The sequence below is a fragment of the Pleomorphovibrio marinus genome (assembly GCF_003347495.1).
Lineage (GTDB): Bacteria > Bacteroidota > Bacteroidia > Cytophagales > Cyclobacteriaceae > Pleomorphovibrio > Pleomorphovibrio marinus.
In genome coordinates, this window is the sequence record NZ_QCXY01000007.1 from 288,547 (window position 1) to 303,609 (window position 15,063).

Below are 15,063 nucleotides of genomic sequence, written 5' to 3' on the forward strand. Positions count from 1 at the left end.
AAGACTCTCCTAGAGTCCCATAAAGTAAGGCAGTATGAAAGTATTTATAAAGTCCATTTTACCGCTGTTGCTTTTTTTTAATATATCCTTTGCTCAAGAAAAAGGTAATGTTAAGTCAGAAATAGCCTTTGAGGCCAAGATAAACGACTCTACTGAGGTTGAAATCAAGGTACGCAGAAACCAAAGTGGTGAAATTCAAGACTATTTTTCACCTATCACGACCCCGGTATGCAAAGAAGGCCTATGCTATCAGATGATAATTGAGGTGTATTGGGATTTATTGGGGAATTTTTCGGACTATAAAGTTCCAGACCGGTTTCCACTAACCAAATTCGACCACGAGCCATTTTCCGAGGAGGACCATATTAAGCTTCGAAAGATACTTTCCAACAAGGATTCCTATCTCAAGTTTTACACCTTGGAAAATCTGGTAGATCCTTCAGCGCCCATAGAAAGCGAGGAGGTGGATGGAATTTCAGCCGCCACGCATCCTTCCATACAGCAGGAAGTTGTAAGCGGTGCAGTGTATAGTACCTTTGTCCTATGGCATATTGTAAATGGCTCCATTTCGGAAAAGTCAAAAACCTACACACTGAACCAAATTGAACGGGAGAATCTCTTAATGCGTTTTTTGTTGTCGGATAATCACCACTACCAATATTTTGCTTTGGAGCAGGTAGTGGAAGAAGAAAGGAATATGTACATCCCTCAGATTATCCGGTTGCTAGTGGAAGGAAGGGAATATGTCCCGTTTTTTGCCATTGAAAAGCTTTCACCTTCGGATTGGCAGAAAGAGGAAGTTCAAACCCAGGTGCTGCAGGAATTTGACCTCATGGGCTTTGAAATGAGGAATGAAATCCTAAATCGACTTAAAGGCATACGGATTCAGGACGACGCATTGGAACTACTGGCTAGCCACCTGGACAGATTATCTGAAAATCAGTTGATCAAAGTTTTGGAAATTTTATCCCAAAACGAAGGGCGGCTGGATAAATCAAGCATTGAACCTTTTCTTACCCATTCCCACCCTCAGGTGGCCGATATGGCAAGAAAGATCATCAACCCCTAACACTTTGAGTATAAACCCGAAATATCCTATCCATGCAGAGTAACAGAAGAAATTTTATAAAATCGGTGGGCCTAAGTTCAGGGGCCTTATTGTTTAATGTACCAAACTCCATGGCTAGTCAGGAGCCGGGAGATATTGAAGTATTCAAAAAGGTTTCCTATGAAACCGATGTGCTTATAGCCGGAGGGGGTATGTCTGGCCTGTGTGCAGCCATCGCAGCCGCAAGGAACGGTGCCAAGGTCATTCTGCTACAAAACCGGTCCAGGTTGGGGGGGAATGCCAGTAGTGAGATCCGCATGCATATTTCCGGTTCAAGCCAGTTAAAACAAGTATGGAGGGAAACAGGCATCCTTGAAGAGCTGGTGCTAACCGAGGCTGCTGAAAATCCACAGCGGTCCTACGAGATCTGGGATTTCATCCTTTACGACAAGGTGGTTTCTGAAGAAAACATCACACTGCTCTTGGATACAGCCCTCATAGATGCAAATGTTGAAAATGGTGAAATTTCCAGTATTACTGCTTTATGTTCCCCTACTGAAGAAATCTACGAGATCAAGGCTAAACTTTTTGCGGATTGTACTGGGGACGCCACCCTGGCAGCCAAGGCTGGGGCGACCTACATGTGGGGCAGGGAAGCAAAGGCAAAATGGAATGAATCACTTGCGGTGGACGAAGAGGATAACAAGACTATGGGTAACAGTTTGCTGTTCATGTCCCAAAAGCACGAAAAAGAAATGCCCTATACGCCACCTTCCTGGGCAAGGAAATACACGACGAAAGATTTTGTGCACAGAAAAATCACGCAGTGGGAATATGGGTATTGGTGGCTGGAGCTTGGGGGGATGGAGGACACCATAAAGGATGGACAGCAGAACCGCCACGATCTTTTGAGTGTGCTTTTTGGAGTCTGGGATTATATTAAAAATTCCGGTAACCACCCGGAGGCCAAAAATTGGGCGCTGTCCTGGGTAGGGATGATTCCTGGAAAAAGGGAAAGCAGAAGGGTACTTGGGGATTATATCATGAAACAGGAGGATATTCAAGCCCCAAAAATGTTTTCCGATCGGGTAGCTTATGGAGGCTGGCCTCTAGATGACCATCCCCCGGGTGGAATGAATACCACAGGGGTGGTCCCTTACATCTCTATTCCCCTAAAAGGCCCTTATTCCATTCCATTTAGGTCCTTGTACAGTAAGGATATTTCAAATTTACTGTTGGCAGGTAGAAACATCAGTGTTTCCCATGTGGCATTATCTTCCACCAGGGTGATGGCCACCTGTGCCACGATGGGGCAAGCCATCGGCACAGCTATGGCTTATGGCCTCCATCACCGGATCGGCATGCGGGAAATTGCACAGCAGGATAAACATATGTCCAGGTTGCAACAGCTTCTGCTCAGGCAGGACCAATCCCTATTGGGAGTGGTCAATACAGATGAAAATGACCTGGCCCGTAAGGCAAGCATCAAAGCTTCCCATGAAACGCAGGAGGGATCAGCAGCGGCGGTGATTGATGGGGTGAACAGAAATATAGGAGACGGAAAAACCCATCAGTGGCAGGCAGAATATTCAAATGGGGAACCATCCCTGACCTTAAGTTGGGACCAGCCCATCCGCCTGAACCTGATTCAGCTTACCTTCGACACGGGTTTACACAGGTTTCTCAGGATATCCCCGGAGGATTCGGTGTATCAAAACCAGGAAAGAGGCCCTCAACCCGAGACTGTTTCGGATTTTTCCTTAGAGGCACGGGTAGGAGGGGATTGGCAAAACCTTGCTGCTGTAAATGGGAATTTCTTACGCCTGGTAACAGCAACTTTCGATACCATCCGCACCAATGAGATACGCATTAAGATTAGTAAATCCCATAATGACACTTTGGCAAGGTTATTTGAAATTCGTTGTTACGAGGAAAAATAGTATATTAAGACTTCAGTTTGATTGTTAATTAATGATATAGGCATACGGAATGATGAAGCAATTAAACCTCCTATTGGCTATTTTCCTGATTCTGTTTTCCACCATGCTGCTAAGTTGTGCAAGTATAAAATATGGAAAGCCAATTGACCCAAACGCCACAGAGGAAACGGTCAATCTCTATCAGAACCTTGCCAGACTTTCTAAAAAGCATACCCTTTTCGGCCATCAACATGCCACAGAGTATGGACACGGCTGGACTGGCGATGAGGACAGGTCGGATGTCAAATCGGTAACCGGCTCCCATCCGGCAGTGATTGGAGTTGATTTCAGTGGTTTTTCAGGAAGGCCCCAGGACATCATCCAAAAAAATAAGGACAATCTCAGAAAAATTGTTTCAGATACCTATGACAGGGGAGGAGTAGTTACCGTGGCCTGGCATTTTTCAAATCCTGTATCCGGAGATGGGTTTTATTGGAAGGACTCGACTTCCAAGCCTGCAGTAAGGTATATCATTCCTGGTGGAGAGGCCCATGAGAACTATAAGGAGATTCTGGATGGTATTGCAGAATGGGCAAAATCGGTGCGTGGCTCAGATGGCAAATTGGTTCCGATGATTTTTAGGCCCTTCCATGAATTTGATGGGGATTGGTTTTGGTGGGGAAAATCCCATACAACTAGGGAAGAGTTTATCGACCTTTGGGAGTTCACTGTTTCTTACCTCAAGGATTCTTCTGATGTCCACAACTTTATATATGCTTTTTCACCCGATAACCGGTATTTGACTGAAGAGGAGTACCTGGAAAGGTATCCGGGTGATGAATGGGTAGATATGGTGGGTATGGACAATTACGGGGATTTGGGAAGAAACAATACCTCCATTGATACCGCTGCACTGAAATTGAAGATAATCTCGGATTATGCCAGGAAAAACAAAAAATTGGCTGCATTTACAGAGACGGGACTGGAATCCATTCCTGACACCACTTGGTGGACAGAAACTTTACTCAAAACCATGAATAGGGATAAAATGAGGCTGGCCTATGTATTGGTTTGGCGAAATGATGCCAAAAGCCCCACGCATTTTTATGCCCCTTTCCCGGGTCAGGTCAGTGTACCGGATTTTTTGAAATTTTATCGGGATCCTTATACACTCTTTGAGAATGATTTGGTGAACATTTATAGGAAATGAAATCGAGCCTGCCTGGCAGGCATGACGACATCAACACCCCTGGGGTGAATAAGGGGTGCTTGCTATTAGCATGGAAATTTAGTTTTCACATGTAATGCAGAACCACCCGGTGTCATTAGAAATCCTATGGGAATAGTAAAAATAGTTTTTAGGAGATACCCTTCCTATCAACTTGCAATCGTTGATCTTTAGCTGATTTGCGATTATTAAGATCTCAAAGATTTACCTGAATTGTTTAAGAATTTATAATTGCAAACGTTTCCGTTAACGGTTGCGATATAAAAAGGTAAAATAAATTTACAATAGGGTTTTTCGTTTTGTGAAATAAAAGTAAATTAGAATAAAATTTTAAACTCATATTAAAAACATATAATAAATCAGGAAAATGCATTGGCTGGTTTTTTTACTATTACCAACTTCTGGAATGTTGGCCTAAGTTGAGATGTTGAAATTTGTAATAAGATGGGTGCCAAATTACTTAAAGAGCGAGTAGGTATTTATAAAAATGAAGTAGGTCTATTTATGTTTTGCAAGGAATCTCTGTTAGTACTTACTTCAATTTTTACTGGGATAATAATGTCATGCGGTGTAGAAAAGCCTGCCGAAATATTGGAGGCGGAGACTTCCATACCTTCGGAAATTGATTACAATATTCATGTAAAGCCTATTTTGTCAGACCGTTGTTTTTCATGCCATGGTCCTGACCCCAACACCAGAGAGGCAGGTTTGCGCCTGGATATGGCAGAAGGGGCTTATGGGCCTTTAGCCGATAATAAAAACAAAGTGGCTGTATCGCCGGGAAATCTTCATCGAAGTGATGTCTACGAAAGGTTGGTTTCCGATGATCCGGAGAAAATGATGCCTCCTCCTCAATCCAACCTCACCCTTTCTTCCAGAGAAAAGGCTATCATTGTTCGTTGGATAGAGCAAGGCGCCACCTACAAGCCTCATTGGGCATACATCAAACCGGAAAAAAATATTTTACCAAAGGTTTCAGACCCGACCTGGCCCAACAATGAAATTGATTATTTTGTGATGAGCAAATTGGATCAAATCAATTTAAAGCCCAGTCCACCTGCGGAAAAGGAGAGGTTAATTAGAAGGGTTAGTTTGGATTTAACAGGTTTGCCTCCAGATTTGGATTTAGTAGACCGATTTTTAAATGATACATCTCCCAACGCCTATGAAAAGGTGGTAGATAATTTGTTGTCGACGGTCGCCTATGCAGAGAGAATGGCCTTGGATTGGTTAGATGTCGCAAGGTTTGCCGATTCTAATGGCTTGCATGCAGATGGTTATAGGATGATGTGGCCTTGGAGAGATTGGGTTATTGAGGCCTTTAACGAGAACATGCCCTATGATCGATTTATTGAATGGCAGGTGGCTGGTGATTTGATACCCAATCCGTCCAAAAAGCAAATTTTGGCAACTGCTTTTAACCGTAACAACCAGACCAATTCCGAGGCAGGCATTATCGATGAGGAATACCGTTTGGAATATGTACTTGATCGGTCAGAAACCATAGGGAAGGCTTTTTTGGGGTTGACGCTAGATTGTGCCAGGTGCCATGACCATAAATTCGACCCGCTTTCTCAAAAGGACTATTTTAGTATGGCAGCTTTTTTCAACAATATGGATGAGTTGGGTATGACGGGAAATGATGGGAATTCGGGGCCCTTGTTGTTGTATCTGGAAGATGATGAGGAAAGGGACCTGAATAGGTTAAAAGCCAAAATTCGTTCATTGGAAGAAGAAAAGGTCAAGGCACAACAAAAATTCTTGTCAGAAGTGAAAGAGGGCAGCTTAGCTCCACAATGGTTACCTGAAAAGACATTAAAATTGGGTTTGATGGCCCATTTTGATTTAGGGGAATATAGAAATGGCAGTATACTTGACCCATCCGGTAAGGTTATGGCAAAGGTTAAAGGCAGTCCGGAAATCATCCCTTCTCCCGGCGGCAAGGGTATGCGTTTTAAAAATGAATTGGACTTTCTGGAAATTCCCGAACAGGGCCTATTTGAAATGACTTCTGCCTTTTCATTTTCATTCTGGGCTAAACCGGAAAGCAGGGAACCTTATCGGTCTCTTTTAGCTAATTCCGGAAATAAAAACAATTTCTTCAGGGGATATGAAGTTTTTTTGGACAGCACCAATAGGGTACAGGTACGGATTATCAATGCTTTGCCCCATAATTGCATCCATATAATCACCAAGGATCCAATTAAAATGGAAGACTGGAGCCACATTGCGCTTACCTATGATGGTTCTGCGGTTGCTGATGGGACGGTAGTATACATCGATGGGAAACCAGCACCTTTGGAGACTCTGAGGGATAACCTATACAAAAGTATTTTGCCTGTCAATGATAGTAGGGGGATGCCTGTAAACAGGCCCTTAAGGCTCGCCAGAAGCTATAGGGCCTTCGGTGGGGATAATGGGATTTATACGGGAGGCTTGGATGACCTGTATATTTATGATAGGGTATTGACAGAACTTGAGGTAGCTGAACTGCATCATTACGGTACTACTTCCCAACTCAAAGAATATGAACTTTCTGAAATTGGTAGACACCTGGATTATCATACAAATAAGGAGGCCCGGAACAAGGATGAATCCTTGAAAATATTAAGACAGGAGCAGCTAAAAATGCTCGAAGGCAAGAAAGAAGTAATGGTCATGAAGGAAAGAGATCATCTTCGGAAAACCTACATTTTGGATAGGGGAGAATACGAGTTGCCTACCAAAGAAGTGCAGGCGGATGTTCCTTCTGTTTTACCCTCTTTAGAGAAAGAATGGCCCAGAAACAGACTGGGATTGGCAAAATGGCTTACCCATTCTGATCATCCACTGGTAAGTAGGGTATCGGTAAACAGGTATTGGAATCAATTTTTCGGTAGGGGAATAGTCCCTACGGTAGGCGATTTTGGAAGTCAGGGAGACTTGCCTTCCCATCCTCTACTATTGGATTGGTTGGCAGTGGATTTTATAGAATCAGGTTGGGATGTTAAAGCCCTGGTGAGGAAAATGGTTACTTCTGCCACTTACAGGCAGCAATCCTTGGCAACCAATGAATTGTTGGAGCTGGATCCGGACAATGTTTATTTAGCAAGAGGTCCGAGACATAGGCTTTTAGGGGAGTTTATCCGAGACAGTTATTTACATGCAAGCGGGCTCCTGGTGGAGGAGGTAGGGGGGCCAAGTGTTAAACCTTATCAACCGGTAGGATTGTGGGAAGAAAAAGGTGAGTTTTCCAATTTTTTACTCACCTATCGTCCCGACAAAGGGAAAGATCTATATCGCAAAAGTATGTACACCTTTATCAGAAGAACTTCACCTGCACCTGCAATGACCACCTTTGATGTGCCGGGAAGGGAGGATTGCACGGTGCAGAGACAGGAAACCAATACCCCTTTACAGCCTTTGGTCTTGATGAATGATCCGCAGATCATTGAGGCCTCCCGTGCCCTTGCAGAAAAAATGCAAAAAGAAGCGGGCAATCAGTTGGAAGATCAATTGGTATATGGATTTCGAAGGGTCATTGGAAGAAAACCCTCAGAAAAGGAAATGCAGCTGTTTCAAAAAATGTTTTCGATGGAACTGGATCGGTTTCGGACAAATAAAAAAGACAGGGAGGCATTGCTAAACGTAGGTGCGTCAAAGCTAGACAGGGATCTGCCCTTGGATAGAACAGCAGCCCTTACCATGGTAGCTAATTTAATGTTTAATCATTTCGATTTTTACACCAAACAATAAAGGTTATGTCAGAATTGTGTTCACTTGTGAACCATTATTCCAGGAGGGAATTCCTTACCAAGGCTGGGTTGGGAATTGGAGGAATGGCATTGGCCAGTTTGGCCAACCCCATTTCTTCCTATGCCCTAGCGAACCCCCAAAATGGAATTGTGGGAGGTACCCACTTTCCACCCAAGGCGAAGAGGGTCATTTATCTGTTTCAAAGCGGAGGCCCTTCCCAGTTTGAACTGTTTGATTTTAAACCGGAACTGATTAAGCGGACAGGGGAACAACTTCCGGATTCCGTAAGGCAGGGACAAAGATTGACGGGGATGTCGTCAGGGCAAAAATCCCTACCTATGATAGGTTCAAGATTTGGTTTCGAAAGGAGGGGTAAATCAGGGTTGTATATAAGTGAACTTTTGCCGCATATTGCTTCGATTTCTGACGAAATCTGTGTCATTAAATCCATGCACACGGAGGCCATTAACCATGATCCGGCCATTACCTTTTTCCAGACGGGTTCCCAACAGGCAGGAAGGCCATCTATTGGGTCATGGGTGAGTTATGGACTGGGAAGTGATAATGAGAATTTACCTGCATTTTGTGTTTTGGTCTCCAAGGGAAGGTCAGGTGCCCAACCTGTTTACGGAAGGCTCTGGGGAAATGGTTTTTTGCCTTCTCTGCATCAAGGCGTACAATTCCGGTCAGGAAAAGAACCTGTACTCTATTTAAATGATCCCCCGGGCATAGGTCGAGAAGACCGGTCCAAGTACATGGATCATTTGAAAGCCCTTTACGAACATACTTTTGAATCCAACCCAGATGAGGAAATCAATTCTAAAATAGCCCAATATGAAATGGCCTACCGGATGCAAACTTCGGTACCGGAAACCATGGATATTTCCGGAGAACCGGACCATGTACTGGAGATGTATGGGCCGGATGTGCATATTCCCGGAACCTATGCGGCCAATTGCCTTTTGGCAAGAAGATTGGCTGAAAAAAATGTCAAATTTATTCAATTGTACCATAAAGGATGGGATCAGCATGGAAATCTTCCCAATGATATCCAAACCATGGCCAAAAGTACAGACCAGCCCACTGCGGGGTTGATTCAGGATTTAAAACAGCGAGGTCTATTGGATGATACCTTGGTCATATGGGGAGGTGAATTTGGGCGAACCAGTTATTCTCAAGGTCAGATAACCAAGACAACTTATGGCAGGGATCATCATCCGAAATGCTTTTCCATGTGGATGGCTGGAGCCGGCGTGAAAAAAGGATTCTCCTACGGACAAACGGATGAACTAGGGTATAATATTATCAAGGATCCAGTGCATGTACATGATTTTCAGGCTACCCTACTGCATTTGATGGGTGTAGACCATGAACGGTTGAATTTTAAGCACCAAGGCCGGAGGTATCGCCTGACCGATGTTCATGGGGAGGTTGTAAAACCGCTTTTGATTTAAAATTCTCGAAAACTTGCATTTTCTTACCTTATATACCTATACGGGAATAATAAAATAAACAGGGGGTTAGTATGAAAAAATTAATGGTAGGCAGGAGAATCAGGGAGGGAAATGGAACATTCCTCATAAACCTGGTTTCTGTCTTTTTGCTCATTTTTGTCTTTTATTCCTGCAAAGAGGAAACAGGAAAGGTTCAGGATACTGGTAGTCAATTTACCATTGACATGGGGGCCTACCGTTTTTTACTGCATAAGGAAGGATTTCGTTTCAGTTTTCAGGATGCTAATGACATGGTGATGGTACCTCTCCATGAAGTGAGTGGTTTCCAAATGGGCGAATCACCGAATCAGGTGTCTGATGCCGTTTCGACGTACTATGAAGGTCGCGATGGACTTACCTATTATTTTTCTGTGGATACGGAAGACGGATCAAAATGCAGGGTGGAAATAACATTATCGGAACATAGCGCCCAATTTAAGGCGATACCGGAAACGGAAGGCATGTATTCCATTCTGTTCCGTGCGGGGGGCATTTCTCCCGGGTATGGTTTGGGAGATGATTTAATTCAACACATTATTCCGGGCTGGCATGATTCGGTTACCAAAGGTAAGGGTACGGAAATCACCGGGTTTGAAGACAATGATTTCAGGGCAAAAGGTGGGAGGGAACGGCTTATCAGCAATTTCGCAATCTATCCGGTTAATCGCTTTGCCTGGGTCAATATCTATCCTCACTCAAAAATTGTGCGTAGTACTGCCGAGGAAATAATTCAGGGGAGCAATACTGCTTCATCAATAGATCAACTTTATTTCTTTTTTGGTGAACCTAATCAAATCTACAATTCCTGGCTTCAACTCAGAAACGAGGCAGGTTATCCGGTGATGAAACCCGAATACGAACTGTTCGGCCTGGGCTGGGAAGCCTGGGGCGCCTTGGGTTGGAACACAAATCACAGATCGGTTCAGGAAGATGTAGATCATTACCTGGATTTGGGATATCCGCTGCAATGGATGATCATTGGTTCCGGGTTCTGGCCCCAACATGACAGCCTTTTTCATGCCACTACCAGTTTCGGCATGTGGGATCCGGAGAAATATCCGGATCCGAAAGGCCTGATTGACTATTTCCACAATAAGGATCTAAAAATCCTGCTGGGATTGCGAATCGCTTTTGTAATCGGAGGTCCCTTCAGTGAGGAAGGCGTAGAAAAGGGATATTTCCTGATGGAGGGTGAGGCGCCTAAGTTATTCAAAATAGGATTTCCGAAAAAGCCGATTTATATCCTGGACACACAGAATCCAGAAGCGGTAGCTTGGTATGTTGACCTTTGCGACCGATGGGGTGTTGATGGATTCAAGGAGGATATTTATGGCTACGGACGGTATTTGCTCCGCGACGACAAGCTCAATCCTGTTAATGAAGCGCTCATAAAAAAAGGATACCTGATCATGCTCAGGAACAATTACCTTGGATCTCCCGGTTCAATGCACCGCATCGAAGACTTTAATTACGACCAGGATCAGGATCGGGGAGCCATCAATACGCTCATCTATCCATATTGCGGTCTGCCTTTTTCCTATCCTGACCTAATTGGGGGCTTGTTTGGGGGCATGGATTTCGATGGTGATGTGTCCCCGCGGATAAAAAAATATATGATGCGCAATGCAATGTGGGCGTCTGTGCATCCAACAATGGCTATGGGCAAAGGGCCGTGGCACTTCAGGGATGCACAAGTTGACAGCGTGATGCTGAAAGCAGCGCACTTACATAATCGTTTGCATCCCTATATTTACAGTCAAGCGATCCGGTTTTATCATGATGGATTTCCATGGAGCATGGCTCCGTTACCGTTAGTTTTTCCAGATGATCCGGCTGTACATGGAAGAGAAAATAATAAAGATCGTGGCTATCAGTGGATGATCGGTGATGCCCTGCTGGCAACCCCTCTCTACGGCGAAGATTATAAAACCGCAACTACGAGGAATGTTTATCTGCCTGAAGGTAAATGGATAGATTACGAAACAGGAAAGGTATATAAAGGGCCGGTGATGCTGTCGGATTTTGAATTGCCACTGGAAAAGGTCCCCTTATTCGTGGGTGGCACTGGCGTGGTTATAGAAAAGGCTGGCGATGGTTTGAAAGCTAGAATATATCCCGTTTCCGAAAATGCGACAACGGTATTTTATGATAAGGATGGTGATACGGCCAGCACTATTGCGGTAGAGAGGCCGGATTGGCAGCATATTATTGTTACGGACAATACTAGGGAAGAGCAAGTGACAGGAAAATGGGTGCGGCACGCCTACGAATTTGACCTGAACGCAGGTCATAACTATACAGTAAAGTAAAACTTAAATAAGTAAATTAAAAATTAAGAAAAGTGATGTTAACTGGTTGTTTTCAAATCGTTACAAATAAAAATTCAACAAAAAACATCACTTTCAGGATGAATAAAACAAAGATAAAATTAATAGGCCAATAAAAAGTTGTAAGACATTCATTTACAGGAAGTAATATTACAAAGTATCCAGGTTAAAATACGGCAGCAAAATACATGAACAAGCAAGGCATCATTAAATCGAGCAGTAGTTATCCCGATGGCAGTCGCGACAAATTGGCCCCGATAAAATAAATTTTGTCTTATTGCCGGAATTAAAACTGACCCAAAAAAATCAATTTTGATTTTTAAGTATAAAACTAATACTCTCCAATTTAAATGTAAAATAAATCACCAATGAATTGTATTTCAAAAATCTGTGTCGTTCTTAGTCTTTATTTAATGGTTGGTTGTAATTCCAGTAACCAGGATAAAGTTTTTATAGAAGATAACCAGATAGTCATCCGCAAGAGCGATATCACGTATAAATTTCGACCTAGCTTTTCAATCATCTATAGTGAGGAGGATCCTAAAATGGCCATGAGGCCTGCAGGCATAGAGGGGGTACCCTATAATATCATCACTTGGACAGCCTACCAGGGAAAGGATGCGGATCTGGATGAAGTGAAAAGAAGTGAAAGTTCGGTAGGAGATGGGTTTGATGATGCTATTCTAGAAGGTGAGGCAGCCGAAAGAAGCTCAAATCCATTCAATGCAGGAACTGTCTTTTCTATCAGTGCATCGGACATGGAAATGAAAGAAGGTGCCATCCACCTTACTTTTGATGATCATGAGTGGTTTCAATTTTCAGCGGAAATCTCCGATTTGGAAGGAAGGAATCCCTCCATCGCTTTTAATATCTCACCCAAAATAGACGGCTTTTTCTCTGTAGGATATACCGGTGCGCCCGAATATTCGCTTTCCGCAGTAACAGAAATATGGCAACCACTGGTTTGGCAGGAAAAGCGGTTTCCCGAAAGACCAATTATGACCTTGGCTTTTCGCTGCCCGATTCCTACAGCACTGGTCCATGACGGTACCCATTCACTTGGAGTGATGGCAGCTTCAGCCGAATTTCCTTTTGATCCCTTGCCTTTGTCCACAAACAGTCGGTTTGGTGTTATGGTTAGAAATAAGGAAGGAAAAGCACAGCCTCAATTATTCGCTCCGGTGCCTGGAGGGCAAGGATCCCAGATGAAAACGGGGGAAACCTTTCAATTTAAATCCTATTTGGTGATTGAACCCGGAAAAATCCATGAAGCCTACGAAAATATTGCGAGAAGTGATTTTGGTTTCAGGAATTACAGGAAAAATGAGACGATATCACTGAACCGGACCTTTGAAAATATGGTGGACTATTCCATGTCTGATTATGCTTGGTTTATTGATTCATTAAAGGGTTTTGCCTATTCCACGGATGTACCGGGTGCGGTAAAGAATGTTTCCAGTTTGAATCCCTTGGAACTGGCTATTGTGATGGATGACCCGGCGATGTTCGAACAGCGGGCCTATCCCACCTTGGAGTACATGTTGTCCAGGGAAAAATTTCTTTTTTCGCTTGATCCCGAACAAAAAATCCAGCATCCATCTAGAAGCATGACCGGGCCTATAGCTCCAGTTTCTGAACTCACCTCGTTACATAACATACTTGGCCAATCCAATGAGTTTTTCTTGGAATTGGCTAAAATGGAATTTTCGGGGAGTCGCATCCGAAATTTGGATGTAGCTGAAAAGGGAGATTCTTGGGTAAATGCCATGCATTTGTACAAGGCCTCCAAGGATGAAAAACACCTTGAACTGGCCATTTCCGGTGCAGATGAATACCTCCAGAAAAGGATCGAAACCAAACAGACTGATTTTGCGGATCCGTATTCCCCGGGATCATTTTTCTGGAATGCGTTTACCCACAGGTGGGTGGATCTGACCGAATTATATGAAATCACACAAGACAATCGGTACTTAGAGGCAGCCCATGACGGTGCCAGGCGATATACCATGTTTACCTGGATGTCACCTGCCATACCGGATACGCAAGTTTTGGTAAACGAGGGCGGAAAAGCCCCGCTTTACTGGTACTTGAAATCAAAAGGCCACGAGCAAATGTATTTTCCGGAAGAAGAAGTGGAAGCATGGAGGCTTTCTGAAATTGGGCTGACTCCTGAATCGTCAGGTACCAGTCAAGGTCACCGCGCTATTTTTATGGCGAATTATGCGCCGTGGATGTTGCGGTTGGGATTTTACTCCGATGATCCATTTTTAAAGGAAGTGGCCAAATCGGCAATTATAGGCAGGTATCAAAATTTTCCGGGATACCATATTAATACCGCACGCACTACGGCTTATGAAAAGCCTGATTATCCCTTGCGGGAACATAAAGCCTTAAGCATTAATTCCTTCCATTATAACCATATCCTGCCCATGGCCAGTATGCTGTTGGATTATTTGGTCACAGATGCGTTTGTTAGGGCCGAGGGAAAGATCAATTTTCCATCAGAATACATAGAAGGATATGCCTATTTGCAAAATAAATTTTACGGTAGTAAACCGGGGGAATTTTATGAAGAGGATGGAGTGCACCTGTGGATGCCAAAAAATTTATTGACCGTTTCCCATCCGGAATTGAACTACCTATCGGGGTATAATCAAGGCGGACTTTTTTTAGCTTTTATGAACCAATTTGAAGAGGCCGTAACTTCCACTGTAAAAGTTAGTCCTGAATGGGCCATTGGCTCTATTAAAGGAATAGACGTTCTTTCAGACGAGGGAAAAGCCTCTAAAGTAAGTGTGTCCTCATTAGAGGTAGAGGTGCCTGGAAATGGTATTACAGCGGTCAGGGTGGAAGGACTTTCACCAAAGGTGGGATTTCAGCAAAAAATATTGTCGAAAGTGCCAGCCTCCAAAAATCACCTATTGGAATTTGATTTTGGTAATGGACGGGCCATGGTGATCAATCTGGGAGAATACGATCGGAGGGGGTATATTTATCTGCAGGAGGATGATGCTCGCTTTTCCAGCGTTACTTTGTTTTATGAGGATGAGCAAGGTAATGTCGAAAGCCTGAAGGAGGAAAATTACCCCTTTGAATTCACCATTCCGATAAAGGGAGCGGGAGAGGGGGTTTCATTTTGGTTTTCCGCCAAAAACCTAAATGGTAATGTGGAGACAAGTAAAAAATACCGACTTTGAGGCAGTATGTACTATGGCATCATTTTTAAAGGATGCCTAAGAGGGTTGTGAAATAAATGACATCAAATTTAAAGCGACCCAGTTGGACGTTTAGTCGGATTTTCATCTTTTTATCT

General features: G+C 43.6%; 7 protein-coding genes. All 7 read left to right on the forward strand.

The genetic code is table 11. The features are described 5' to 3' along the window. Window positions 1-34: 34 nt before the first annotated feature. The 7 genes from DB520_RS17755 (at window position 35) to DB520_RS17785 (ending at window position 14,947) form a co-directional block, all read left to right on the forward strand. On the forward strand, window positions 35-1,069 hold the full coding sequence (locus DB520_RS17755) for a hypothetical protein (RefSeq protein WP_157972154.1): 1,035 nt from the start codon (window positions 35-37) through the stop codon (window positions 1,067-1,069). 32 nt (window positions 1,070-1,101) lie between these two features. After that, on the forward strand, window positions 1,102-2,988 hold the full coding sequence (locus DB520_RS17760) for an FAD-dependent oxidoreductase (RefSeq protein WP_114751109.1): 1,887 nt from the start codon (window positions 1,102-1,104) through the stop codon (window positions 2,986-2,988). 49 nt (window positions 2,989-3,037) lie between these two features. Next, complete coding sequence (locus DB520_RS17765; RefSeq protein ID WP_317047769.1) at window positions 3,038-4,177, forward strand: glycoside hydrolase family 26 protein; 1,140 nt, start codon at window positions 3,038-3,040, stop codon at window positions 4,175-4,177. Between the two features lie 576 nt (window positions 4,178-4,753). Continuing rightward, window positions 4,754-7,930, forward strand: a complete 3,177-nt coding sequence (locus DB520_RS17770; RefSeq protein WP_232835042.1) for a DUF1553 domain-containing protein — start codon at window positions 4,754-4,756, stop codon at window positions 7,928-7,930. Window positions 7,931-7,935: 5 nt separating this feature from the next. Continuing rightward, window positions 7,936-9,384 (forward strand): DUF1501 domain-containing protein, encoded by a 1,449-nt coding sequence (locus DB520_RS17775; protein ID WP_114751111.1) that lies wholly within the window; start codon window positions 7,936-7,938, stop codon window positions 9,382-9,384. Window positions 9,385-9,455: 71 nt separating this feature from the next. Continuing rightward, window positions 9,456-11,732 carry a TIM-barrel domain-containing protein gene (locus DB520_RS17780; protein WP_114751112.1) on the forward strand — a complete coding sequence of 759 codons (2,277 nt, stop codon included), beginning with the start codon at window positions 9,456-9,458 and terminating at the stop codon, window positions 11,730-11,732. Window positions 11,733-12,163: 431 nt separating this feature from the next. Further along, window positions 12,164-14,947: a hypothetical protein gene (locus DB520_RS17785; RefSeq protein ID WP_232835043.1), complete on the forward strand. Its 2,784-nt coding sequence runs from the start codon at window positions 12,164-12,166 to the stop codon at window positions 14,945-14,947. Window positions 14,948-15,063: the final 116 nt, after the last annotated feature.

What these genes read in the sequence shown, in the direction of transcription:
- DB520_RS17770 (WP_232835042.1), top strand. Translation starts at nt 4,754, where the DNA reads ATGTCATGCGGTGTAGAAAAGCCTGCCGAAATATTGGAGGCGGAGACT.
- DB520_RS17760 (WP_114751109.1), top strand. Translation starts at nt 1,102, where the DNA reads ATGCAGAGTAACAGAAGAAATTTTATAAAATCGGTGGGCCTAAGTTCA.
- DB520_RS17785 (WP_232835043.1), top strand. Translation starts at nt 12,164, where the DNA reads ATGGTTGGTTGTAATTCCAGTAACCAGGATAAAGTTTTTATAGAAGAT.
- DB520_RS17765 (WP_317047769.1), top strand. Translation starts at nt 3,038, where the DNA reads ATGATGAAGCAATTAAACCTCCTATTGGCTATTTTCCTGATTCTGTTT.
- DB520_RS17775 (WP_114751111.1), top strand. Translation starts at nt 7,936, where the DNA reads ATGTCAGAATTGTGTTCACTTGTGAACCATTATTCCAGGAGGGAATTC.
- DB520_RS17755 (WP_157972154.1), top strand. Translation starts at nt 35, where the DNA reads ATGAAAGTATTTATAAAGTCCATTTTACCGCTGTTGCTTTTTTTTAAT.
- DB520_RS17780 (WP_114751112.1), top strand. Translation starts at nt 9,456, where the DNA reads ATGAAAAAATTAATGGTAGGCAGGAGAATCAGGGAGGGAAATGGAACA.